The following is a 23266-nucleotide window of genomic DNA, read 5'->3' as shown; positions in this document are numbered from 1 at the left end:
GAAAAGCGGGCCGTGTTGGGATGACGTCATGACCGCATCCACGCATGCCGCTCACCTCGCCCACCTCAACGTCGCCACGCTCCGTCACCCCCTCGACGACCCACGCACAGCGCCGTTCGTCGAGATGCTCGACCCGGTCAACGCCTCCGCCGACGGCGCACCCGGCTTTGTGTGGCGGCTCGTTGAGGAGGGGGCAGCCGACGCCACCGGCCTGCGCCCGGCGGGCGAGAACGTCATCGTCACCCTGTCGGTGTGGGAGGCCCAGGAGGCCCTGTGGGACTTCACCTACCGCAGCGGGCACCTGGAGGCCATGCAGCGGCGCCGCGAATGGTTCGAGCGGCACGTCGAGGCGCACCTGGTGCTCTGGTGGATCCCCGCCGGTCACCTCCCGACCGTCGACGAGGCCCTGGAGCGGCTGGCGGACCTGCGGGCGCACGGGCCGTCCCCCCGCGCATTCACCTTCGCCGCGTCATACACCGCGGCCGAGGCCGCCCGGCACCTTCAGCAGGCGCCGCCGGCGTAGCCCGAACAGCCCGCCCGCAGCGCGCGGCGCGACCGGGGATACGGCGCACAGTGCGCGGTCGGTCGGGGCACGGGCCGCGTTCTCCTGGGCCAGGATGTGCTCTGAGGTGTCGTCGCCGCGCGCCTCGGACATGGAGACGACGGTGCTTCGCCTGCCGCCGGCGGTGACGCCGTTGAGGGTGTTGCAGCCCCCGTTCCCGCCTTCGTGACTGCAGTTGGTTCCTCCACAGTTCAGAGGGTGTTCGGCCAGGTCGTGTCCGCATCGACCGCCAGGCGGGACTGGAGAAACGTGATGATCTCGTCGCGGGCGCGGATGGTGGGGTGTCCCTCCTCGTCGACCAGGTGGGCGGTCACCACGCTGTGCGGTGTACCGACGATGTCCCTGAAGAAGGGCGGTGGCGCGGTGTTCGCGGCGGCGCCGCTCACGACCCGGCCGTCGAAGCGCCGGCCCAGCAGGGCGGCATAGGCGGCGAAACGTTGACCGGTGCACCAGCGGTCGTTGTCGAACCGGTAGCCGAGAGCCCTGAGGTCGTCACGCTCGAAGCGCTCCTGGATCGCAGCCGCGTCCGCAGGCGAGAGTTCCAGCCCGGCCGGGTCGTCCAGGGGGAGCGAGGGATGGTTGACGACCGGAGCGATCACGGAGGGCTCGAGTGTCATCGTGAGGGCGAAGTTCCCGGTGAAGCACATCCCGACCACGCCGGCGCCCGGGCCACCGCACTCGTCGTGTGCCTGTCTCGCCAGGGCGCGGAGCCAGTCCACGACAGGGCTGGTGCCACCGCCCGCGAAGACGCGGAACTCCTGACTCACACAGGCTCGCTTCATCACCGACATGCCGTAACTCGCCGTAGGAAAAGCACCGTCGGTGCCGAACAACGACGGCATGTAGACCGTGAAACCGGCGTCGCGCACCCAACGAGCGAAGCGAGCCACGTCGGGACTGATGCCCGGCATCTCCGGCATCACGATCACCGCAGGACCGGCTCCGGCGACATGGACCGCCTTGCTCACACCGCTGAACGCCATCGCGCGGCGGTGGAAGTCGGTCAGCGGATCATCGCGATCCGCCTCGCGTGTGGTCATGGCCGGCTCCTCCCGACGGGGTGTCGGGGTCATGCTGACCGGGCGGGCTCTTCCGGGCCGAGGGGCGGTATCGCCATACTGCAGGGTGATCCCGCCACACGGGCGTCGAAAGGAGATGCCTCATGGGGGCCTCCGGTCCGCTGCGGGTAGGTGTGCTCGCCTACCCGGGCTGCTTCGCGTCGGAGGTGTTCGGGGTCGTCGATCTGCTGACGATGGGCAGCCACGTCACCTGGGCAGGCGGGGGCTCGTCCACGCCGTTCGAGGTCGTCGTGGTCTCGCCCAGACGGCGTGTCATCGTCTCGGGCGGGGTCGCGCTCGGGGTGGTCCCGTTACGCGACGTCGACGTCCTTGTGGTGCCGGGTTTCGAGCCGGCCCCGGGGAAGGACCCGGCCCTGGGGCTGGATGCCCTGAGGCCGGAAATCGAAGCGATCCGTGCGCATGCCGGCCGCGGAATCACCGTGGTGTCGATATGCGTCGGTGCGTTCCTGCTCGGCGAGGCCGGTCTCCTCGCGGGGCGACGGGCCACGACCGCCTGGCTGTTCGCGGACCGACTCGCCCGGAGGTATCCCGGTGCCGACATCGCGCCACAGGAGTTGGTCGTCAGCGACGGTGGCGTCACCACGACGGCAGCCTTCAGCGCGATGTACGACTTCGTGCTGAACCTCATCCAGCGTCATTGCGGGCGTACCGCAGCACGCCGTACGGCTCGGATCGCACTGATCGACGACGCGCGCACGTCCCAGGCCCCCTATGTCGACGGCGAACTCCTGCCCACCCCGGCGACGGCTTCTCCGCCCAGGTGCAACGGTTCCTCGACCAGCACCTGCAGGATCGATACAGCCTGCCCACACTTGCCGAGCACTTTCACGTCAGCACGCGGACCCTGCTGCGGCGCTACAAACAGGAGACAGGCGAGTCGCCACTCGTCCATCTGCAGCGGACCCGGATGCGCAGAGCCCAACACCTGCTGGAGAGCACGGACCGCACCAGTCGTCAGATCCATCTCGAAGTCGGTTACCGCGACCACGGCACATTCGCCGCGCTCTTCACCCGGCACTTCGGAGTCCGCCCCACCGACTACCGGGCCGGCTTCCGCCGTGAACGAGCCTCTCCGCGACCGCTCAGCACAGCCCAGGACTCGACCGAAGCGGTTGCACATCGGTACAGCGGCTGACGATGGCGCCATCTGAATCTGGCTCTGTCCGCAGTTCCGTGAGCCCTGTTCAGAAGGACCGGTAGATCCCCTCGGGATCATCGTGAGCCCATGCGGCGTACTCCTCGAAGCCCAGGTTGCCGATGCTCAGGTTGGCGTGGACGTCGTGGACCCCTGCGGGGACGGTGCGGAACTCACGGCCGAACTCGGTCAGCTGCTCGTAGTCCTCGTCGTCCACGCAGTCCTCCCGCGTCAGCGTGGTGATCGCCAGCAACGCGTGGCTCTCGGCCTGCATGGTTGTCCGGTCGGCGAGGAAGACAACGGCCAGGTTCTCGTCGGCGCAGACCGCATTCAGCGCCTCGTCAACCGTCGCTCCTGCCCATGCTGGGTCGTCTATGAAGTGGACTTGTGCCTCGTAGGGCCTGTCCCCCCAGGGTTTCATCAGCGCCACCGTCACGTCCCGCCATGCCTGGTCGTCGTGGTAGTCGGTCCTGACGACCAGGACGTCGAACTCATCACGGCCGGTGACGGCCGGCAACGCTCTCATGGATCCTTCTCCTCGGTGACGATCGGTGAGCCGTTTCCTGTTCAGCTTGCCGGATCCACTCCAGCAGGAGACATCCGCGCTGGTGGCGGATCAGGTCGGCGAAGGCGCGGGCGAGGTCGCGGGCCCGGGTGATGTGCGGGCAGGCGAGCCGGACCTGGAGGAGGTGCTCGTGGCTGTCGGTGAGGGTCTCGCGCGGCCGCATGATCCAGGAGGTGATCTTGCGGGGCTGGGGATGTCGGCCCGGACCGGTTCGGCGGTGCCCGCGCGTAGGGCGGCGAGGTGTTCGCGGACGACTTGGCGGCTGCCGCAGTGGCCGCGGGCCTGGATTTCCAGGAGCAGCCGGGTGCCGCTGACCTGGCCTTGCGCCTCGGTGAAGCGGGCGTTCGGGTATGCCTTGAACGGCTCCAGCACACAGTTGGGCCTGCGTTCGCAGGCGGAGGCGAGCAACTGATCGACGTTGGTGTCGCGGAAGCGGCGCACCGTCTTGCGGTCGAGTTTCAGGCGTCGGGCGATCGCGCTGATCGTCCAGCGTTTCTCCGGCAGGCGGCGGATGTCCTCGGGGCCACCTCGGTCGCCGTCTCCTCCTCGGCGCGTTTGCGCAGGCAGTCGCGGCGCTGGAGGCAGGTCTTCTCCACCGCGGCGGACAGGTTCTGCAGCAGGTGCCGTCGATCAGCGACTTCGAGGGCGTCGGGGGCGGCTTCCCTGACCGCCTTGGTGTAGGCGGTGGCCCGGTCCCGGCAGATGATCTCCGCGCCGGGATGCTCCTTCAGCCAGGCCGCGAACGTGCCGGAGGTGCGATCGGGCAGCACGTCCACGACCCGGCCGGCCTCGACGTCGACCAGCACCGCGCCGTAGGTGCAGCCCTTGCGGAAGGCGAACTTGTCCACCCCCAGCACCCGCGGGGCACGGTCCTGAACCGTCGGCGCCGTCAGTAGCCTGAGCAGCCGGGTCCGTCCCGCGGTCAGCCGCATCCGGCGGCACAGTCGTGCGGCGGGACGCCTGCCGAGTTCGATGCAGGCCTGCCAGGTGTCCCCGACAGCAGAGGCGCTGACGTGAGGAACTACGCAAGCGGGGCTGGCCAGTACCCGAGCACTGGGTGGGGAGATGCAAGGCGCTGGCCGCGGTCCGTGAAAGCGCAGGTCGACAACAGGAAGACACCATCCGTCCCTTGGTGTCCGTACCGTGGCGATCAACGCGCTCAGGGACGTTAGGGACAGTGGTCGGCCGACTTGTGATGATCGACGGCTCGGCCGGTTCACGCCTGGAACTCGGTGAGATCGATGGCGTGAACGCGCAGCGGGTAGCCGTACACCGGGTGTGTCGTCTCCCGCTCGGGCACCATGCCGAGCTTGCGGATGACGTTCTCGGAGGCGTTGTCCCCCACCCGGTTGATGCTGATGACGTGGTCCAGGCCGCGGTCCTGGAGCGCGAACTCCAGCGTGGCGTGCGCGGCTTCGGACGCGTATCCCTGGCCCCAGAACTGTGAGCCGAGCCGCCAGCTGATCGCCACGGCGGGCATCACCTCCGGCAGGAACTCGGGCACGGACAGTCCCGTGAAGCCGATCAGTTCGCCCGAGGCCAGCAGTTCGACGGCGAAGAGTCCAAAGCCCTCATCGTCCCACTCCTCCTCCCATCGCTCGATGTCCTCGGCCGTGTGCTCCAGGTCCCGCACCGAGCCGTCGTCGATCCAGCGCATGACCCGTGGGTCCGCGTTGATGTCCCCCATCGGCGCGAGGTCGTCGTCGTGCCAGCTACGGAGGAGGAGGCGAGGTGTGCGGATCTCGGTCATGCGCCCATCCTGCCGAAGGCAAGCGCCTCATCGGTAATCCGGCGCTCGCCCGTGCTGCCGCTCCGCAACCACAAGTCGTCAAGCCGCCTGCGCCGCACACCGTGACGGGTGAAACATCGGGCCGACGGCCGAGCACACGACGTGCCACTTCGACAGCGCGGTTGAGAGACGAGACCGATTCGGCGGCAGCCCGCCGCAGCACCAAGATCATTCACGGAAACGCGGTCAGAGCCCTGAATCTCCCCACCCGCTGCTCAGAGATGGGGCAGATATGCTCGCCGGGATTCCCCACATCAGGCTCTGACTGTGCTCGCGGCGCAGCCACGACGTTGCCCCGTGGGGCTCGGCATCGCCGGGGCAAGCATGAGGGAGACAGCGTGGAGGACCAGGGGTCGGGCAATGATCTCAGCGCGCTCCTTGACGACCTCGCGGTCGGCCTTGCGGACCCGGATTGCGATGTCGATGCTCTCCACGACGTAGAGGAGCAGCTCGTAGCCGCGCAACAGGCAGCGCTGATTCCTCGCCTGGAGGCGCACCTGGAGGCTGCGGTACAAGCGGGAAACTGGTACGGCCGCTGCGTGCTGGCCCGCATACTCGCCACCACGGCCGGCCGTTCCTGTCTGGCCACCCTGCTGCGTGCCTTCTCCCGCGACCTGGGCGACGACCAGGACGATCTCACGACAACGCTCGTCGTGTTCGCGCAGGAGGACCCCGTTGCTGCGCGCTCCATCCTCGTGCCGTGGGTCGAAACGTCCGACAAGGACCTGCGACGAGCAGCGATCTGGCTGTTCGGGTACGTACCACCCGAGCCCGCGGATCTTCCGCTGCTGACGCAGGCCGCCCGGGACCCGGACGAGCGGCTCCGGTCCACGGTCGTAGGCACGCTCGGCAGTCACGGTAAGAACCCGGCGGCCGTGGACCTGCTGGTGAGCCTGCTTGCTGATCCGTCCACTCAGGTACGTGTCTCCGCACTGAGCTCCCTCGGTTTCCTCCACCAACCTGGAACCTTGCCGCATGTCTTTCGCCTTGCGGACGACAGCACCACCCGCATCCGCGCCTGGGTCGCCATAGCCCTGGGACGCTTCCACGCCGCGGAACACGGCGATCCCAACATCGCGGCTGTGCTTGACCGGCTTCGGGCAGACCCTGACCCCTACGTCCGCGAACAGGCCACCACCGCACGGCGTATGTCTTCCCGCAGCACCTGAACACCGCGAGAAGGACGCCACGTTGCCGACGCCACCCGGCTGGGGAACGAAGAGCGACCCTGACCGTTCTCAGGAATCCGCATCATTGACCCCAAGCCGGTGATCATGGCGGCAAAGGCTTGCCGATCAACAACGTGGTGCCTTGATCTTGCTGGGAGGGGTGTCGCTTCGGGCTGCTCCTGCGGCCTGAAGGGCTGCCAGGGCAGCAGACGGGGTGATGGTCGCCGGGATGTTGATGTCGTGAGCCTTGAGGTGCGGGTCGTGGTGCCGTCGCTGTGCCGGGGTTCGGAGTGCCGTGTGGAGTGGCGGTGGTACAGCCTGCTGTACCTGGGGTTGGGGCGCGTACGGCAGTGATCCGTGAACGCGGTGCTGGTGTGCTGTTGCCGCAACACCAGCCCGCGTGAAGGGACTTTCGTGAACATCCATCTCCTGGCCGGCGACGGTGCCCGGTCGCTGTGTGCGGACACGGAAGTTCCCCCAACCCCGTCCCGCCGTACCGGCACTGTGGGTGAGGCGTCCACGCTGCGGGGTACGACGCGGCAACGGCCGTGCTCGTGGCGGAGTCCCGCCGGTAAGCGGACTCTCCCCGCCGGGGAGGGCTAGACCGCGATCGCGGTCACCGACTTCCCGTTGCTCTCATCCCGCCGTTCACTGCTGCCTGTCTCCCTGCCGGGGCGGCAGCCGTATCCAGCCGTCCGCTCCCGCCGCCACACATAGGGTCCATCCGCCATCATGCGCACGAAACTGGACGCCGTCTCCGGTGCCGCCGTCCTGATCACTGTTCTCGCGTTCTCCGCGACCGCCCCGCTGACCGCGTACGCCGCAGCCCCCGCGTTTGCGCTGGCGTTCGGCCGTAATGCTCTCGGCCTGTTGACGTTAGGGCCGGCGTTCTTGTTGGTGCGGCGCCGTGAGGTGCGCCGGGTGTTCAGCGGGGAGCGCGGCCTGGTCCGCAGGCAGCAACGCCGGGCGGTCTTGTTCGGGCTGGCCGCGGGGACGGCACTGGCCGTGCACTTCGCCACGTTCATGACCGGTGCGCAGATGACCAGCGTGGCGATGGCGACCGCGCTGGTGGCCACCCAGCCGGTGTGGCAGGCACTCATCGCGACCGCACAGGGCAGACGCCTGTCCCGGACGGCCTGGGCAGGACTGGCGATATCGGTCGCCGGTGCCATGGTCGCCAGCGGAGCCGACACCGGTAAAGGCGCAAACGCTGTGGCCGGGGACGGCCTCGCGCTCGCCGGCGCGATCGCGTTGGCCGCGTACACGGCGCTGAGCGAGGAGGCCCGGCCCGACGTCAGTACGCCGATGTACTCGGTGCTGTGCTTCTCGGTGTGCACCGTGGAGATGCTGCTGCTCTGTCTGGTGACCGGTACCCCGCCGGTGAGCTTCACCGCACACGCCTGGCTGGCGCTGCTCGGCCTGCTTCTTCTGCCGCAGCTTCTCGGTCTGTTCTCGCTGAACTTCGCTCTCGGCCGGGCACCCGCCACTGCGGTCAGCGTGCTTCTGCTGCTGGAGGCACCCGTGGCGGCGTCGGTGGCCTGGCTCTGGCTGGGGCAGCTGCCCGCGGCCTCCGCATGGCCCGGCCTCGTGATGATCATGCTCGGGGTGGCCGTCGTGGTCATCGGCGACGCCCGGCGTGCACCGTCTGTGCAGGACCTGCCCGGTCATGACAGAAGCAGCCTCCACACACTGCTCCAGCACCCGATCCTCGCAACGGCTCCGCCCCCGGGTGAGGACGTCTACGAACGGATCTGGCGCGACGCCCGGCTGGGCAGACCGGCCGAGGCGGAGAACACCATCCGGCAGCTGGAGAACCACGCCGTGCGGTTGCACGGCGCGAAGTCCGCCGAAGCGACACGCTGGATCGAGGTACGTGCCCACGTCGCGCACCTCAGCGGCGACGGCTCCCTCGCCGTGCAGCTGTGGCTGAGTGCAGCCCGCTTCCACGCCGAGCCGCCCCGGACGGACATCACCCGGACCCGGCTGTGCCTGGAACGCGCCTTCACCGAATGGCGACACCTGCCCGATCACACTGCAATGTGTGATCTGGGCCGGGTCCTGAGGGAGATGTACACCAGACACCCGAGCGACCCACGCGACCACCACCGTTGGTCCGGCAGCGCACGCGAGATCGACGCACACCTGGCCGCACGCGGGTTCGGTCCGGTTGCGCCGGAGTAGCCCTCGGTCAGCCTGTCTAGAGGGAGTTGAACCACCGTATGGGCACGCCGGGCCTCGGGCCCGGCACGGGGAATCCAGAGGGCGCGGGCCACGCCTGTGCAGTCCATCGCGTTCCCTCGGTATGCCGACAACGAGAGGAAGACAACTGGCCGATGCTATGGGAGAGGGCTAGCGGTGAGCCGGTCCTGGAGTTCGCGGTGACGGAACTGGTAGGCCATTGCGGTGCCGAGCCTCGTAGCGGGGCCGGTGGTGAGTCCGGCGGCCAAGCCGTATGCAAGGCCAGCTGCCCACCCGAAGGCGAGCGCGCCGGGATGCCGGCTGTCACTGCGCCGGCGGGAGCGCCGGCCGTTCCTTGAGTGAGCCCGGCCGTGAGGCCGGTCGCGCAGCCTGCTCCGGGCCCGGTCACGAGCCCGACAGTCAGGTCTTCCCCGACAGCGCTGCTCGGATGGGCAGCGACGGGGTCTTCGCGTTGGGAGTTGTGCGGGTCAGGTTGGGGGTAGACCCGTTCGCCCCGTGGCTTCCGCGGGCGCGGACGGCTTCGGTCCGTCCGGTGACGGGTCCCGCTGACCGCCGGACGCCAGGACCGTCATCACCACCGCGGCCCCCGCCACCACGCCGAACCCGCTGTGCGCACCGCCCGTGTCCACCACCCGCCCCGCGATCGCCGCGGCGCCCGCCGATCCTGCCGCGCTTGCGGAGTTGCCCCAGATGAACGCCTGGGTGAGGACCGCGCACGGGACGGACGACTGGGTGAGGAGGGAGGTGAGGATCAGGAGGACGGGTACGGCGAGTCCGGTCAGGGCGAGGGCGGCGCCGACTGCGAGGGGTGCGTTGAGAAAGGTCAGCGGGAGGCTCGTGAGGGTGAGGCAGGCTGCGGCCGTTGCCTGGTGCCGTCGGGGTGAGCCGCCGTGACGCCATGCTCCGTAGGCCCAACCGCCCTGCCGCCTCCGACGGCGTACGCGGCAATTGACACCTGCATTGCGCCGAAGAACACGCCGAGCACGAGGCCGAGCGCGGCTTGCCGCAGGAATGCGGAGCGCAGAAGGGTGCGTCCGGCGTGCCGTCGTTCGGCGTGGTGCGGCGAGGGCGAGCCCGCCGCCGACGACGAGCGCGGCGGCGAGCGCGTTCGGTGCGGGTCCGGGCCCTGACGGCCGAGCTGTCCGGTCGGTCGGCCCGGCGCACGCTGCCCTCATGGGCCGTGGTGGCCACGGAGGGCAACGCCATCCCCGCCCTGGCCCGGGAGTTCATGGTCGAGCGCGCCGGCTCGGCCGTCGTGCGTGTGGCCGTGTCCCATGCGGTGTCCGTCTCTCAGCCGGACGCCGTGGCCGACGTGATCACCGAAGCCGCCAAGGACATCCGCTGACTCCACGCGTCACCGACTCCCCCACCGCGATCGCGGCGGGGGAGTGGTGAAGGAGGTGACCGGTCGACGGGGACATGGCCATCCGTGCCGGGCAACTCGTGACCGTGACCGGACGGGGTCGCCCGCTCTGTCGGCTCAGGCCACTCCGGCTTCGCCCCGTACGGTCTCCTCGGCGTCGGTCTCCGCCACGAAGGTGATTTCCTGGTTCAGGACCTTGCGGGCCCGCGCCGTGTCCAGTGCGCCCTCCCAGCGGGAGACCGCGAAAACGGCGACGCAGTTGCCGAGCAGGTTCGTGGCGACGCGCATCGAGTCCATGATGCGGTCCACGCCGAGCAGCAGGGCCACGGCGCCCGCGGGGATGACACCGAGGGAACTCGCGGTGGCCGACAGGGCGAGGAACGCGGAACCGGGCACGCCCGCCATGCCCTTGCTGGTGAGCATCAGCACCAGGACCACGGTGAGTTGCTGGCTCAGGGTGAGGTCCACGCCCACCGCCTGTGCGATGAACAGGGTGGCTACGGACAGGTAGATGGAGGCGCCGTCGAGGTTGAAGGAGTATCCGGTGGGCAGCACCAGGCCCACGGCGTCGTCCCGGCAGCCCGCATGCCGCAGCTTCTGCATCATGCGGGGCATGACCGTCTCGCTCGATGCGGTGCCCAGTGCGAGCAGCATCTCCTCGCGGGTGTAGCGCAGGAACTTCCACAGACTCAGCCCGGTCACGGCCTTGAGGGCTGCGGCCAGGAGGAGCAGGAAGAGCAGTGCGACCGCGTAGCAGACGCCGATGAGCTTGCCGTAGGTCGTCATCACGCCGACTCCGTACTGGCCGACCAGGTGGGCGGTGGCGCCGAAGACGGCGAGCGGGGCGAGCTTCATGATGAAGCCGACGATCGTGAAGACGATCTCCTGGACCTGCTCGATGGCGGGCAGGATGGCGGGGACCCTCGACAGCCCGAGGTGCAGGAGGGCGGCGCCGACCAGGCAGGCGAGGACCAGGACCTGGAGCAGGGAGTTCTCGGCGAACGCGCCGACGGCGCTGTCGGGCAGCGAGTGCAGGATGAACTCGCTGGTCGAGGGGAGTGATCCGCCGCCGGTCTTCTCGTCCACGGCGGAGGCGTCGAGCCGTGTCGGATCCACGTTCATTCCGGCGCCGGGAGCGACCAGGTTGCCGGCGACCAGACCGAGGAAGAGCGCGAAGGTCGTGGCCACTTCGAACCAGATCAGTGCCTTGACGCCGATCCTCCCGAATGCCTTGAGGTCGCCGGCCTTGGTGATGCCGAAGACGACCACGCAGAACACCAGGGGAGAGATGAGGGCCCTGATGAGCCGTACGAAGCCGTCACCGAGTGGCTGGGCCGCGGTGCCGGCCTCGGGCCAGAGCGTTCCCACGAGGATGCCGAGCGCGAGCGCGCAGGCGACCTGCGCGAAGAGGGACAGACGCAGCGTGCGTAGAACGCGTCGCGGCAGGGACGGTGCGGACGACGGCACTGGTACCTCCATGCAGTTTCTGCGATGCGGAAAATCTTTTCCGCGTAGGAACTATGGCCGAGGAGTAGGTCCTGCAGAAGCCCTGGGTTACGAGTGCGTGGAATCTTGGGTGATTCTCCAAATGCCGTCGGGCGCCCGCCGACCTGCGTCGAGGGCGTTCGGTGCGGCACAACTCGACCGGGGCCCGAGTGCCGTCGGCGTGGGATCATTGACCGACTCGGCGGCGCGGCCCTCGTTGACGAGCGGGCGAGGAGGAGGGCGTGATGGCGGTTCAGCTTCTTGCCAGGCTGGCGGAGATCATCGCCCGCGACGACGAGGACGCGTTGTGGGCCACGGCGGAAGCCGTGCGGTCGGCGGAACAGGCCGACCGAGTCTCCCTCGCTCTGTTCAGCGAGAAGCGCTTCACCATCGTCGCCCATGCCGGTCGCGGTCTCCTGGGACGGGACGCGACCTTGCTTCTGGCGACGTCGACGCACTTCACCACCGCGGCCGCGGGACGGGCCTATGTGACCGACGACTTCGACCGGCAGCCCGAGTTCACCAGGCCGGTGGACCAGCTGGTCGTGAACAGCGGATTCCGGTCCGGCTGTTCGGTCCCCATGTGGGTGGGGGACACTCCTGTCGGAGCGCTGTCGGTCTCCTGCGCCGACGACCGTGTTCCAGCGGCCGACCGGCTTTCGCGGCTCGAAGGTGTCGCAGCGATGCTGGCAGCGCATCTCAGGCGGGCACCCGGCCGGGACAGGAGCTGGGTGGTGGTGTGCAGTGAGCGGGCACTGCTCGCGCACGGTGTCGCCCGCCTGCTGGAGGCCGACGGTATCGGTGCCCGGGTGGCAACGTCACGGGACGAGACCGCGGCGCTGCTCGCCGGAGAGGATGACGTGTCGCTGGTCATCAGCGAGCCCTACTTCGCCGGGCGCCCCGCAGACCATCTGATGCAGCAGGTACGCCGCAGGTATCCGGCAGTCCAGCTGGCTGTGCTTTCCGAGTACCGCGATGACGAGGTCAGGGCTCAGGCGGCGGCCATGGGCGGTTTCCTGCTCGGAGCGCGGCCGCACGATGTCAGAACGCAGGTGCGGGACCTTCTCGCAGGCCGCCGTCCGCCGGCGGATCCCGTCCTCCCGTCGGCCTCCGCGGCCGCGGTTCACCTGACCCGGCGGGAGAAGGACGTTCTGGTGGCCCTCGACCGAGGCCTTTCCGTTCGACTCGCCGCTCGTGCCCTCGGGATCTCCGACGCGACGGTGAAGGGGTACTTGCGCAGCCTGTTCGAGAAGCTCGGAGTGCATTCACGTACGGAAGCGCTCCACCGAGCGCGGATGCTGGGCCTCCTGGACTCCGCGATTGCCGTCCGCGCGGACCTCTAGCACGCACTGGGCTCTCTGTCCATCCATCCGAAGAGACGGGGTGGCCCGCGTCCGTCGAGGTCTGAGCGCGGCTCGTGGTCGCCACGACTATGAGCGTGCTTTCGGTCGGTTGGCTGTGCGGTGCCGCGGTCCGCCGACTCTCGACGGACACAACGAGGTGTACCCGATGTCGAATGAAATGACCGCCACCGACCACGCGCTCGATCAGGTCCTCGAAGGCGGTCGTGAGCGCTACCCGCGACTCTTCGGTGCGTGGCGGCTGCGCAATACCCCGATCCGCAACCGGGTCGTCTTCCCGCCGACCTGCGCGACCTGGGTGACCGACGGGCTCAACGGCGTATTCACCGACATGGCGGTGGACTACTACGCCGAGCGCGCGAAGGGCGGTGTCGGCCTGATCCTGATGGGTGCCACCCATGTGCACGCCTCTTCCCTCGCCGCTCCGCTCGCGGTCGGCCAGCTGTTCGACGACCGCAACATCGAGCCCCTCCGCCGCATCGCCGAGGCGGTGCACTCCCACGGTGCGAAGATCGGGATCCAGCTGTGGCACTCGGGGGTACGGGGTAACCCGTTCCCGAAGACGGAGCCGAGCTTCGACCCGGATGCCACCTGGCACACGGTCGGCCCGAGCCAGGTTCCGCTCGGCGAGGGCACCGGCGGGGTCACGCCCAAGGAGCTGTCCGATGCCGAGATCGAGGAGATCCTCGATGCCTACGCCGCGGCCGCGGCTCGGGCTGTGGCGGCAGGCCTCGACGGAGTCGAGTTCCACCTGAGCCACGGTTACCTGGCCTGGCAGTTCCTCTCCCCGCTCTACAACAAGCGCACCGACCGGTGGGGCGGCTCGTACGAGAACCGACTGCGGTTCCCCGTGGAGGCGATGCGCCGTATCCGCGCGGCCATCGGAGACGAGCCCTTCCTCGGCTACCGCATCAACTCGACGTCGTTCTGGCCCAACGACCTGGAAACCGAGCAGGTCACCCGTATCGTCGCGGACCTGGAAGCGCGGCTGGACATCGACTACGTGAGCGTTTCGGCCGGTGTGCACCACGCGTTCATCCATACGCCCATGCACTTCGAGGCCGGCTGGGAACACCAGTACGTGAAGGCGGTGAAGGAAGTCAGCACCAAGCCGGTGCTGATGGTCGGGCGGATCACCACGCCGGAACAAGCCGAAGCGGCCCTGGACACCGGTGACGCGGACGCGATCCTCCTGGCCCGCCAGATGTTCGCCGACCCGGAGTGGGCGATCAAGGCGGCGTCCGGCCAGGGCGAGGACATCCGCCGGTGCGTGGCCGCGAACCACTGCTGGCGCAGCGTGACCAGGGGCGCGCGGGTCCAGTGTGTCTACAACCCCACCATCGGACGCGAGGGCCGCTGGGGCGCGGGAACGCTGACTCCTGTCCCCGACCCGAAGTCGATCGTCGTCGTCGGCGCGGGTCCGGCCGGCCTCGAATACGCGCGGATCGCCGCTGCCCGCGGGCACGACGTAACGGTGCTGGAAGCCGAGGACCACGTGGGCGGACACGCGCACCTCCAGTCCCTGCTGCCCGGCCGCGAGGAGTACCGCCGCATCGGCACCTGGCTCGCCGACCAGGCTCGGCAGAACGGCGCGAAGATCGCGTTGTCCTCGCCCGTGCTGCCGGACGGCATCACCGCCATGCTGGACACCCACACGCCCGACCACGTGGTGATCGCCACCGGCTCCCGAGTCCGGGCGGACGGGTTCCAGGGGTGGACCGGCGAACCACTGCCGGGCTGGGAGACCGGTCGCTGCGTGGGCTGGGACGAGGTCGTCACCGGCCAGGTCCGGCCCGAGGGCAACGTCGTTGTCGTCGACGACACGAGCGACCTCGTGGCGCCTCTGGTCGCCTGCCTCCTCCAGGAACGCGGTGCCCGTGCCACCGTCGTCACACGTTGGCCCATGCTGGGGATCGAGAGCCTCGACGACGTCTACTTCGAGTGGTTGATGCCCCGCGTCTACGAGTCGGGGATACGGGTTGTCGTCGACCACTTCGTGGAGCGGATCGACGGCAGGCGGACCGTCCTGCACAACGTGCACCGCAAGGGCGCCGAGCAGACCGTCGAGTCCGACTGGATCGTCATGGTCACCGCCCGCACGTCGGTCAACGACCTGCATGCCGCACTCGCCGACAGGGGCGTGAGCGTGGAGACGATCGGCGACGCCGTCGCGCCTCGTTCGACCTACGAGGCCGTCTACGAGGGGCATCGAGCAGCGCGGAGGATCAAGTGAAGGCAGTCAGCGTCCTGATCGACGAAACACGCCATGCCGGAGTGGTCGAGGGGGACAGCGTCAGTATCGACGGCCGGCCGGGAGGCCTGGACGCGATCCTGGCGGGCGACGGCAAGATCCGGCCGTGCACCACGATCGCCCTGGCGGATGTGACGATCGATGCCCCGCTGCGACCGCCGGTCGTCTTCTGCGTCGGGCAGAACTACGCCGACCACCTGGCGGAGAAGGAGAAGATCTACCGGCCCGAGCCGGAGTTCTTCCTCAAGGCGGGCCAGACCATCGCCGCACCCGATGAGCCCGCGGTGCTGGACCCGCTGGTGACGTCGAAACTCGACTACGAGACCGAGCTGGGCATTGTCATCGGCCGGGCCGGCCGGGCGATCCCGGAGGACCGGGCGTTCGATCACGTCTACGGCTATGTGGCCCTCAACGACCTCACCGCACGCGACCGGCAGGTGGTCCTGCATCCCGATGGCAGCCGCAGCATGGCGCTCGGCCCCGGGAAGAACTTCGACGGTGCGACCCGCATGGGCCGACAGGTCGTGACCGCAGACGAGATCGGGGACCCGGAGGACCTCCTTCTCGTCACGACAGTGGACGGTGAGGTCCGGCAACGCAACACGACCCGTCACCTGATCTCCTCGATCCCGGAGATCATCTCCTTCGTCTCGAGGATGCTCACCTTGCAGCCCGGTTCGGTGATCTCCACCGGCACACCCGGAGGAACCGGGTGGGGAGCCGATCCCGAGTTGGGCGGCACCGGCCGCACTCCGGACGGGCTTGCCGTCCCCGGCTATCTACGTCCCGGACAGCTGGTCGAGGGAAGAATCGGAGAGCTGCTCAGCTACTCGTTCAGGGTCACGGCGCCACGCCCGAAGACACTCCTGGGAACCTGTGCTCGGCTGAACAGCGGAGAGTGCGGCTCGCCGTGAGGGAAGCAGATGCCGGGCATCTGCCACCCGCGAATTCAGGCCTTCCGGTTCGACTCCGTCGAGCATCGCGGAGCGACTTCCACATGCCACAACGGCTGGTCATTCGCCAGGACCATGGCTGCCGATCCCCGCTTTGCGGAGCAACATCAGTTCATGCGTTGAGCAGAAACCCGACAAGGCACGATGCCGATTGCGCAGGTGGTCTGTGATGGTCGCGGATGCGGAGTTGAGGGCAGCCGGCAGCAGTGGCTCCGGCTCGCCGGGGGAGGAGGAACTCGGCGTTCTGGAGAGCGTGGAGAGGCGGGTGCTGTGGCTGTCCACCGCGATCATCGACCATGCCAACCGGATACGCCCCAATCCCTCAGGGATGAAGGTCGGCGGACACCAGGCGTCCAGCGCCTCGATGACCTCGATCATGACCGCGCTGTGGTTCCACACCCTGAACGCCGACGACCGGGTGTCCGTCAAACCGCACGCCTCCCCTGTACTGCATGCCATCAACTACCTGATGGGCACATTGGACGAGTCCTACCTGACCACCCTGCGTGCCTTCGGAGGACTGCAGAGTTATCCCAGCCGGTCCAAGGACCCCGACCCGGTCGACTACTCCACAGGTTCGGTGGGGATCGGGGCGACCGCACCGTTGTGGGGAACGATCGCGCGCCGCTACGTGGAGGACCACTTCGGCGGAGCCGGCAAGGGACGGCAGTTCTCCCTGCTCGGCGACGCCGAGCTCGACGAGGGGGCCATCTGGGAGGCGGTCCAGGACCCGATGGTCGCGAGCCTGGGCGAGGTGGTGTGGGTCGTCGACCTCAACCGTCAGTCACTGGACCGGATCGTCCCCGGCATCGCCGCGGACAGGCTCCAAGGCATGTTCGCCGCAGCCGGCTGGCAGGTCATCACCCTCAAGTACGGACACCGGCTGCGAGAACTGTTCGCCCGGCCGGGCGGTGCGGCCCTGCGCGACCGGATCGACGCCATGAACAACCCCGAGTACCAGCGTCTGCTGCGCTGCTCCGCCACCGAACTGCGCGAGCGCCTGCCCGGAAACGGTTCGACGGCCCAGCCGATCGCCGACCTCATCACACCGCTGGACGACGCGTCGCTGCGGACAACTCTTCGCAACCTGGGAGGCCATGACATCGGCGCGCTGACTGACGCGTTCGACGCCATCGACGACTCCCGCCCGACCATAGTCTTCGCGTACACCGTCAAGGGCTACGGACTGCCCACCGAGGGGCACCCGCAGAACCACTCGTCCCTGCTGTCCGCCGACCAGATGGTGCAGCTGGCCGACCGCCTGGGCACCGCTCTCGACCACCCCTGGACCGCGTTCGCCGACGACTCGCCCGAAGCGCACCGGTGCCGGGCCGCCGCCGAGCGGCTGCGCCGGCCCGGCCGCCCGTCGCGGCAGCCCCCCGCGGTCCCCGGCGACCTCGCCCGGCCGGCGCCGACCGGTACCGCCACCACACAACAGGCCCTCGGCCGTGTCCTGTTGGACCTCACCCGGAAGGCACCGGAGGCGGCGAGCAGGATCGTCACCGTCAGCCCGGACGTCAGTTCGTCCACCAACCTCGGCGGCTGGCTCAACAAGGTCGGCGTGTGGGCATCGGCCGAGCGTCCCGACTGGTTCGCCGACGACGCCGAGACGATCCTGCACTGGCGGGAACAACCGACCGGCCGGCATGTGGAGCTGGGGATAGCGGAGACCAACCTGGTTTGTGTACTCGGCGAGTTGGGCGCCACCTGGAGCCGCTGGGGCCAGCCGCTGTTCCCGATCGGCGTGGTCTACGACCCGTTCGTCAACCGGGCGCTGGAACCATGGTCGTTCGGTATCTACGCCGGAGGCCAGTCGATCCTCGTCGGCACTCCGTCGGGCGTCACCCTCGCCCCGGAAGGCGGTGCCCACCAGTCGATCACCACACCCTCGCTGGGTATCGAACAGCCCGGCTGTGTCACCTACGAGCCCGCGTTCGCCATCGACACCGAATGGTGCCTGCTCGCCGCGCTCGGCAACCTCGGGCGCCCGGACGGCAGTTCGGCGTATCTGAGGCTGTCCACCCGTCCCGTCGACCAGTCCACGGCTGCCGTGCCCAGCGACCCGGCCGCGCGCGAACGTCGGCGCCGGCAGGTGATCGCCGGTGGCTACCGGATGCGCAGGCACGTCCGGCCGGTGGTGACCCTCGCCGCGATGGGCGCTCTCGTCCCCGAGGCCTTGGCCGCCGCCGACCGGCTCGCCGCCCTCGGCCACGACGCCGACGTGATCTGCGTGACCAGTCCCGACCTGCTCTTCCGCGCGCTCCAAGCCCGCCGCGGCCTCGCGCAGGACCCCACCTGGATCCTCGACCAGGTCTTCCCCGCCGACCGGGCCACACCCCTCGTCACCGTCCTCGACGGCCACCCGCACACCCTGGCCTTCCTGAGCACGATCCAGAACGTGCCTGTCACCACCCTCGGCGTGACCCGCTTCGGCCAGTCCGGCGCGATCGAGGACATCTACCGGCACCACGGCATCGACACGGACAGCATCGTCACCGCCGCACTGGACCTCGTTGGCTGAACACAGACGCGAAGAACCGAGTGGAACTGCTGGTGTTCGAGGTGTCCTCTCCGGAGCGTCGACCCCTGAGCAAGATCAGGCCATCGCGCAAGTCTCCCTGGTGAGCTGTCAGTTCGACCAGGAGCAGGCACGCGATGGCCTCCTTCATGTGGTGGTACGGCGCGTTGGCACGTGCTGCCCAGCCGCTGTCAGGGCTCGCTGGAGTCCGCACGGCCGACCAGGAGCCCGCGCAGGATGATGTCGAGTGCGCCGCGGAGACGCTGGTGGAGGTCGAAGGGGGCCGGTTCCTCACGGATCCAGCGCAGGACCGTCGAGAAGTAGCAGGCGGCCAGGAGCGCTCCGGCCTGGTCGCTGTCGACGCCCGTCCTGATCTCCCCCCGGCGGCGCCCCTCTTCGACGATCCTGGTGAGCTCCACCTCCAGGGACGGGTCCTGGAGCAGGCGGCCGTAGCGCGCTGAGGCGTCCATCAGAACGGTGGTCTCCGCGCGGGACGCGGTGTTGAGGTCGGCCATCTCCTTGAGGTAGCGGTGCAGGCGGTCGTCGACCGGCAGGCTCTCCGCGTGCTCCGCGCCCAGGATCTCGGCGACCCGGGCGCGGCGGCGGGCGCCCCACTCCTCCAGGAAGCCGACCTTCTGCGAATAGTGGTTGAAGACGGTGGCACGGGCCACGTCGGCGGCCTCGGCGATCTGGTCCATGGTGGTCGCTTCGAACCCGTGGGTGACGAAGAGGCCGACAGCCGTGTCGTACAGCTGGTCGTACAGCTTGCGGCGCTTGCGCTCCTGACGTCCGACCGCCGCACCGGCCTCGTCGCCGGCTGCCAGGGACCTGATGTTCATGGGCCCCAGTAGAGCACAGGTCCGCACGGCTCTTGACCTCTCCCCGGTATCTCTCTAGATTCCTCGCCACTGATGGACTCCAGTCCAAAGATGGACTGGAGTTTCGCGACGCTGGCTGTGACACGCGACAAGGAGATGCCATGGCTTCCGTGACCCCCCGCACGGGCCGAATCACGCTCGGCGACGGCTGCCACGCCTGGATGGCGGACGCCGGAGGCTGGGGCATGAGCAACGCGGGACTGATCACCGGCCGGGGCGCGTCACTGCTCGTCGACACCCTCTACGACCTGCGGCTGACCAGGCTCATGCTGGACGCGCTGGCACCGGTCACGGCCATCGCGCCGATCACCACCGTGGTCAACACGCACGGCAACGGCGATCACTGGTTCGGCAACCAGCTCGTGGCCCACGCCGAGATCATCGCGGCCCGTGGGTCGGTGGCGGACATGCGGCAGGTGGGCCCGGCCCAGATGCGGGCGCTGACCGGGATGGACAATGCCGCCGGACACTTCGCCCGCCGCGCCTTCGGCCGCTTCGACTACTCCGGTATCGAACCGGTGCTGCCGAGCCGGGTCTTCGACGGCGAGGCGGTCCTGGACGTCGGCGGTACGGAGGTCCGCCTCATCGACGTCGGCCCCGCGCACAGCGCCGGGGACACGATCGTCCATGTGCCACGGGCCGGGGTCGTCTACACCGGTGACATCGTCTTCGCCCGCGCCACGCCGATCGTCTGGCACGGCCCCTTCGCCCGCTGGCTCGCCGCGTGCGACCTCCTGCTCGCTCTCGACGCCGACACCATCGTGCCCGGCCACGGACCGGTCACCACCAAACAGGCCGTCCGCGAGATCCGCGAGTACCTCGTACACGTCCACGAGCAGGCCGCTGTCCGCTTCGCCGCCGGGATGCCCGTCATGGACGCCGCGCGCGACATCCGGCTCGGCCGCTTCGCGGATCTGGCCGAGAGCGAACGCCTGGCCGTCAACGTCCACACCGTCTACCGGGAGCTCGACCCGGAACTGCCCCCGCTCGACGGCCCCGGACTGTTCGGCTGCATGGCCGAGCTGCACACCGGCTTCTGACGGTCACGCAACTCTTCCAAATCCCCCGTCCTCGGTATGTGTTTCCGCCGATCTCCAAAGGAGAAGTCATGGTCGCCACACCTGCCTACGATCCACCGACCGCCTCGTCCGGCATCGCCCTCACCACTCCGGAACGGCACACAGGCACGATCCTCGCGGGCTGCCTGGCCGTCTGCCTGGCGCAGATCGGGCTTGTGCTGCCCGCCGCGATCAACGGCGTCATGCAGCGTTCCCTCCAAGCCTCCGGCTCCGAACTGACCTGGATCAGCGACGCCTTCCTGGTGCCGGCCGCGGTGCTCGCCCTGACCTTCGGTGTCGTGGGCGATCTGTACGGCCGTAAGAAACTGGTGGTGGGCGCGTCGCTCCTGGCCGCGATCGGTTATCTGGTCTCCGCCACCGCCGGCTCAGCGGCCCAGCTGATCACCGGGCAGGCGATCTCCGGCATCGGAGCCGCCGCCCTCTTCCCCGCCTCCCTGACGATGATCACCGCCGTCACCACCACACCGGCCGAGCGGGCCAAGGGGCTGGCCTCCTGGACCACGGCCCTGTCGCTGGGCGCCCTCGTCGCCCCGCTCCTGTCCGGCGGTATCGTCGAACACGCCTCCTTCCAGTGGGCCTTCGGCGTCACCGGCGTGATCGCCGTCGTCACCGCGGGCGCCGCCTGGCTGCTGGCGGCCGAGTCCACCGCTCCGCAGGGCCGCTCGCTGGACTGGCCCGGTCAGATCACCATCGCCGTGGCCATGCTCTCCCTGTTGTACGGCATCATCCAGGGCCCTTCCGACGGCTGGGGCTCGGCGCCGATCGTGCTGTCCTTCGTCGGCTTCGTCGTCTTCCTCGCCGCGTTCGTCGTGATGGAGAACCGCAGCGCCGCTCCGATGCTCCGGCTGGAACTCTTCCGCATCCGGGCCTTCGCCGCCTCGGCCGCGATGGCGGTGATCGGCATGTTCGGCTTCCTCGGCGGCGCCTACGACCTGAGCATCCGCCTGGGAGTCATCCAGCACCAGAGCCCCTTCCAGGCCGCGGTCCCCTTCGTGATCATCCAGGGCATCACCCCGTTCATCTGGCCCCTGCTGGTCCGGCTGCTGCACCGGGTCGGGCCCGGCCCCATGCTCGTCACCGGCTTCGTCTCGCTGGCCTCCGCCCAGCTGTGGCTGCGGGCGGTGCCGGTCCAGGAGACCGGCCTGGTCCCCCTGCTGGGGCCGCTGGTCCTCAACGGCGTGGGCTTCGGCCTGGTCGTCGCCGCCATCACCGCCGCCGCCGTCAACGTCGTACCGCCGGGCCTGACCGGCATGGCCGGCGCCACCACCAGCCTGGTCCGCGACCTCGGCCAGACCCTCGGCCCGGCCGTCGTAGGAGCCGTCGCCCTCGGCATGGCCGCGAGCCGGCTCACCGGGAGCCTCGCCGACGCGGGACTCACTCCCAAGGAGCACGGCATCGCCAACGCCGTCCTGGACGCGGGCGGCCCGCTGGCCCTGCACACCGCCGACCTCGGCCCGCTCAGCGTCAAGCTCAGGCCGTTCACCTCGGACGCCCTGGCCCACGGCTACAACAACGCCCTGCTGCTCACCGCCGCCGCGTGCGTGGCCGCCGCCCTGATCGCCGCCGTCTTCGTCGGCTTCCGGTCCGGTGGAACCGGGCCGGTCGAGAGCAAGGAGAGCGCCGCGTGAAGTTCGCGAGCGTCGTCCACGACGGGAAACGGCAGTCCGGAGTCGCCGCCGACGGCCGGTTCCACGCCTTCGACCACCCCGTCGACCTGCTCGATCTGATCGTGGAAGGGGAGGAGTCGCTGCGCGAGGCGGGAGAACGTGCGCTGGCCGGCTCCCTGCCCGTGGCCCTGGCCGACGTCCGGCTGCTGCCGCCGCTCGAACCGACCACCGTCCGTGACTACATGACCTTCGAGAGCCATGTCGCGGGCGTCGCGCGGGGATACGGCGACACGGTTCCCGAGGAGTGGTACACCGCGCCCGCGTTCTACTTCACCAACCCGTACGCGATGATCGGTGCCCACGACGACGTCCCCGTACCGCCCGGTTGCCGGCGCTTCGACTTCGAACTCGAAGTGGCCGCCGTCATCGGCAAAGCCGGCCGGGACCTCACCCCCGAGCAGGCACGCGAACACATCATCGGTTACACGATCCTCAACGACTGGTCCGCCCGCGACCTGCAAGGCCGCGAGATGAAGGTCAAACTCGGGCCTGCCAAGGGCAAGGACACCGCCACCACGCTCGGCCCCTGGCTGGTCACCGCCGACGAACTCGAACCCCACCGCGACGCCGAGGGCTTCCTCGACCTCGCTCTGACCGTGTACGTCAACAGCGAGATGGTGGGGCAGGACCGGCTGTCCAACATGGCGTGGACATTCGAGGAGATGGCGGCCTACGCCTCCCGCGGCACCTGGATCCGACCGGGTGACGTCCTGGGCTCGGGCACCTGCGGCAACGGAGGCTGTCTCGCCGAACTCTGGGGCCGCAACGGTGTTTTCGAACCGCCGCCGCTCGTCCTCGGCGACACCGTCACCATGACGGTCGAAGGCATCGGCGCCATCAGCAACACCGTCACCGAGGGCGTCCCACCGGTGTCCGTGCCCAGCGCCCGGCGCAGGCGGTGAACGCCGGGCGACCGAGTCCCATGGGGGGTCGCGCTGAGTGATCAGCGCGACCCCGGCGACGAACCTGGTCTCGGCGGGAACAAGCACCGAGCGCGCGAGCAGTGACGGTGGGCCTCCGTCTTCTTCCCGACCTGGTCGATGACCGTGTCCGTCAGGGCGGAGCAGGCGACGGCGGTGGCCGCCAGGTGCCCGGCTCGACGGGTGGCAGGCAAGCAAAGGGGGCGAGAGTTCGCGGGCGACCCGCTGCGCGTCGGCCGCGTGTTCACCGCCGGCCTTGTCGACCGGGATGACATCGGAGATGACGATGTCGT

The 23266-nt window shown here is 69.3% G+C and carries 20 protein-coding genes and 1 pseudogene; 14 read left to right on the top strand and 7 right to left on the bottom strand.

All coding sequences use genetic code 11. From position 1 onward, the window contains the following. The first annotated feature begins 28 nt into the window (after window positions 1–28). A complete protein-coding gene (locus AB0D85_RS47080) occupies window positions 29–523 on the top strand; it encodes a DUF3291 domain-containing protein (protein WP_362335994.1) in 495 nt (164 codons plus the stop codon). Window positions 524–753: 230 nt separating this feature from the next. Here the strand turns inward: AB0D85_RS47080 and AB0D85_RS47075 are convergent, their stop codons facing one another. Together AB0D85_RS47075 and AB0D85_RS47070 are read right to left on the bottom strand one after the other, a co-directional pair. Next, window positions 754–1602 carry a dienelactone hydrolase family protein gene (locus AB0D85_RS47075; protein WP_362335991.1) on the bottom strand — a complete coding sequence of 283 codons (849 nt, stop codon included), beginning with the start codon at window positions 1600–1602 and terminating at the stop codon, window positions 754–756. A 160-nt stretch (window positions 1603–1762) separates the two neighbouring features. Continuing rightward, window positions 1763–1897 carry a hypothetical protein gene (locus tag AB0D85_RS47070; protein ID WP_362335988.1) on the bottom strand — a complete coding sequence of 45 codons (135 nt, stop codon included), beginning with the start codon at window positions 1895–1897 and terminating at the stop codon, window positions 1763–1765. Between AB0D85_RS47070 and AB0D85_RS47065 the strand changes: the two are divergent. Both AB0D85_RS47065 and AB0D85_RS47060 read left to right on the top strand, forming a co-directional pair. Beyond that, window positions 1872–2213, top strand: a pseudogene (locus tag AB0D85_RS47065) (DJ-1/PfpI family protein); the annotation flags it as partial. The gene AB0D85_RS47070 and the pseudogene AB0D85_RS47065 overlap by 26 nt on opposite strands. Window positions 2214–2401: 188 nt before the next feature. Further along, window positions 2402–2776 (top strand): helix-turn-helix domain-containing protein, encoded by a 375-nt coding sequence (locus AB0D85_RS47060; protein ID WP_362335985.1) that lies wholly within the window; start codon window positions 2402–2404, stop codon window positions 2774–2776. Window positions 2777–2825: 49 nt separating this feature from the next. On the opposite strand, the gene AB0D85_RS47055 is transcribed toward AB0D85_RS47060, so the two are convergent. Further along, complete coding sequence (locus AB0D85_RS47055; protein ID WP_362335982.1) at window positions 2826–3302, bottom strand: hypothetical protein; 477 nt, start codon at window positions 3300–3302, stop codon at window positions 2826–2828. 25 nt (window positions 3303–3327) lie between these two features. Between AB0D85_RS47055 and AB0D85_RS47050 the strand changes: the two genes are divergently transcribed. Beyond that, complete coding sequence (locus tag AB0D85_RS47050) at window positions 3328–3753, top strand: hypothetical protein (RefSeq protein WP_362335979.1); 426 nt, start codon at window positions 3328–3330, stop codon at window positions 3751–3753. A 46-nt stretch (window positions 3754–3799) separates the two neighbouring features. On the opposite strand, the gene AB0D85_RS47045 is transcribed toward AB0D85_RS47050, so the two are convergent. Both AB0D85_RS47045 and AB0D85_RS47040 read right to left on the bottom strand, forming a co-directional pair. Next, the gene (locus AB0D85_RS47045) at window positions 3800–4273 is read right to left on the bottom strand and encodes a transposase (RefSeq protein WP_362335976.1); all 474 of its coding nucleotides are present in this window, start codon (window positions 4271–4273) and stop codon (window positions 3800–3802) included. A 284-nt stretch (window positions 4274–4557) separates the two neighbouring features. Next, window positions 4558–5091, bottom strand: coding sequence for a GNAT family N-acetyltransferase (locus AB0D85_RS47040; RefSeq protein WP_362335973.1), 534 nt, complete (start codon window positions 5089–5091; stop codon window positions 4558–4560). Window positions 5092–5468: 377 nt separating this feature from the next. On the opposite strand from AB0D85_RS47040, the gene AB0D85_RS47035 reads away from it, so the two are divergent. The 3 genes from AB0D85_RS47035 to AB0D85_RS47025 all read left to right on the top strand — a co-directional run bounded on the left by AB0D85_RS47035 (window position 5469) and on the right by AB0D85_RS47025 (window position 9843). Continuing rightward, the gene (locus AB0D85_RS47035; RefSeq protein WP_362335970.1) at window positions 5469–6299 is read left to right on the top strand and encodes a HEAT repeat domain-containing protein; all 831 of its coding nucleotides are present in this window, start codon (window positions 5469–5471) and stop codon (window positions 6297–6299) included. A 732-nt stretch (window positions 6300–7031) separates the two neighbouring features. Next, window positions 7032–8480 (top strand): DMT family transporter, encoded by a 1449-nt coding sequence (locus tag AB0D85_RS47030; protein ID WP_362335967.1) that lies wholly within the window; start codon window positions 7032–7034, stop codon window positions 8478–8480. A 1129-nt stretch (window positions 8481–9609) separates the two neighbouring features. Continuing rightward, the gene (locus tag AB0D85_RS47025) at window positions 9610–9843 is read left to right on the top strand and encodes a hypothetical protein (RefSeq protein WP_362335964.1); all 234 of its coding nucleotides are present in this window, start codon (window positions 9610–9612) and stop codon (window positions 9841–9843) included. 135 nt (window positions 9844–9978) lie between these two features. Here AB0D85_RS47025 and AB0D85_RS47020 read toward each other — a convergent pair whose 3' ends face one another. Beyond that, complete coding sequence (locus tag AB0D85_RS47020) at window positions 9979–11328, bottom strand: cation:dicarboxylase symporter family transporter (RefSeq protein ID WP_362335961.1); 1350 nt, start codon at window positions 11326–11328, stop codon at window positions 9979–9981. Between the two features lie 263 nt (window positions 11329–11591). Between AB0D85_RS47020 and AB0D85_RS47015 the strand changes: the two genes are divergently transcribed. The 4 genes from AB0D85_RS47015 (at window position 11592) to AB0D85_RS47000 (ending at window position 18432) form a co-directional block, all read left to right on the top strand. Continuing rightward, a complete protein-coding gene (locus tag AB0D85_RS47015; RefSeq protein ID WP_362335958.1) occupies window positions 11592–12689 on the top strand; it encodes a LuxR C-terminal-related transcriptional regulator in 1098 nt (365 codons plus the stop codon). A 166-nt stretch (window positions 12690–12855) separates the two neighbouring features. Further along, window positions 12856–14940, top strand: a complete 2085-nt coding sequence (locus AB0D85_RS47010) for an FAD-dependent oxidoreductase (RefSeq protein ID WP_362335955.1) — start codon at window positions 12856–12858, stop codon at window positions 14938–14940. Next, a complete protein-coding gene (locus AB0D85_RS47005) occupies window positions 14937–15872 on the top strand; it encodes a fumarylacetoacetate hydrolase family protein (protein ID WP_362335952.1) in 936 nt (311 codons plus the stop codon). Before AB0D85_RS47010 ends, AB0D85_RS47005 begins: the two co-directional genes overlap by 4 nt. A gap of 208 nt (window positions 15873–16080) precedes the next feature. Beyond that, on the top strand, window positions 16081–18432 hold the full coding sequence (locus AB0D85_RS47000) for a pyruvate dehydrogenase (RefSeq protein WP_362335948.1): 2352 nt from the start codon (window positions 16081–16083) through the stop codon (window positions 18430–18432). Window positions 18433–18620: 188 nt separating this feature from the next. Here the strand turns inward: AB0D85_RS47000 and AB0D85_RS46995 are convergent, their stop codons facing one another. Then, entirely contained in the window at window positions 18621–19268 is a 648-nt protein-coding gene (locus AB0D85_RS46995; protein WP_362335945.1) for a TetR/AcrR family transcriptional regulator, read from the bottom strand. Between the two features lie 140 nt (window positions 19269–19408). Between AB0D85_RS46995 and AB0D85_RS46990 the strand changes: the two genes are divergently transcribed. The 3 genes from AB0D85_RS46990 to AB0D85_RS46980 all read left to right on the top strand — a co-directional run bounded on the left by AB0D85_RS46990 (window position 19409) and on the right by AB0D85_RS46980 (window position 22955). Beyond that, window positions 19409–20347, top strand: a complete 939-nt coding sequence (locus AB0D85_RS46990) for an MBL fold metallo-hydrolase (protein ID WP_362335942.1) — start codon at window positions 19409–19411, stop codon at window positions 20345–20347. A gap of 68 nt (window positions 20348–20415) precedes the next feature. Then, a complete protein-coding gene (locus AB0D85_RS46985; RefSeq protein WP_362335939.1) occupies window positions 20416–22014 on the top strand; it encodes an MFS transporter in 1599 nt (532 codons plus the stop codon). Then, on the top strand, window positions 22011–22955 hold the full coding sequence (locus AB0D85_RS46980) for a fumarylacetoacetate hydrolase family protein (RefSeq protein WP_362335936.1): 945 nt from the start codon (window positions 22011–22013) through the stop codon (window positions 22953–22955). The genes AB0D85_RS46985 and AB0D85_RS46980 overlap by 4 nt, the downstream gene beginning before the upstream one ends. The last annotated feature ends 311 nt before the right edge of the window (window positions 22956–23266 follow it).

Source organism: Streptomyces sp. NPDC048277 (assembly GCF_040652235.1).
GTDB lineage: Bacteria > Actinomycetota > Actinomycetes > Streptomycetales > Streptomycetaceae > Streptomyces.
Note: the sequence above shows the minus strand (reverse complement) of the source record. Positions and strands in the feature narration are given on the sequence as shown.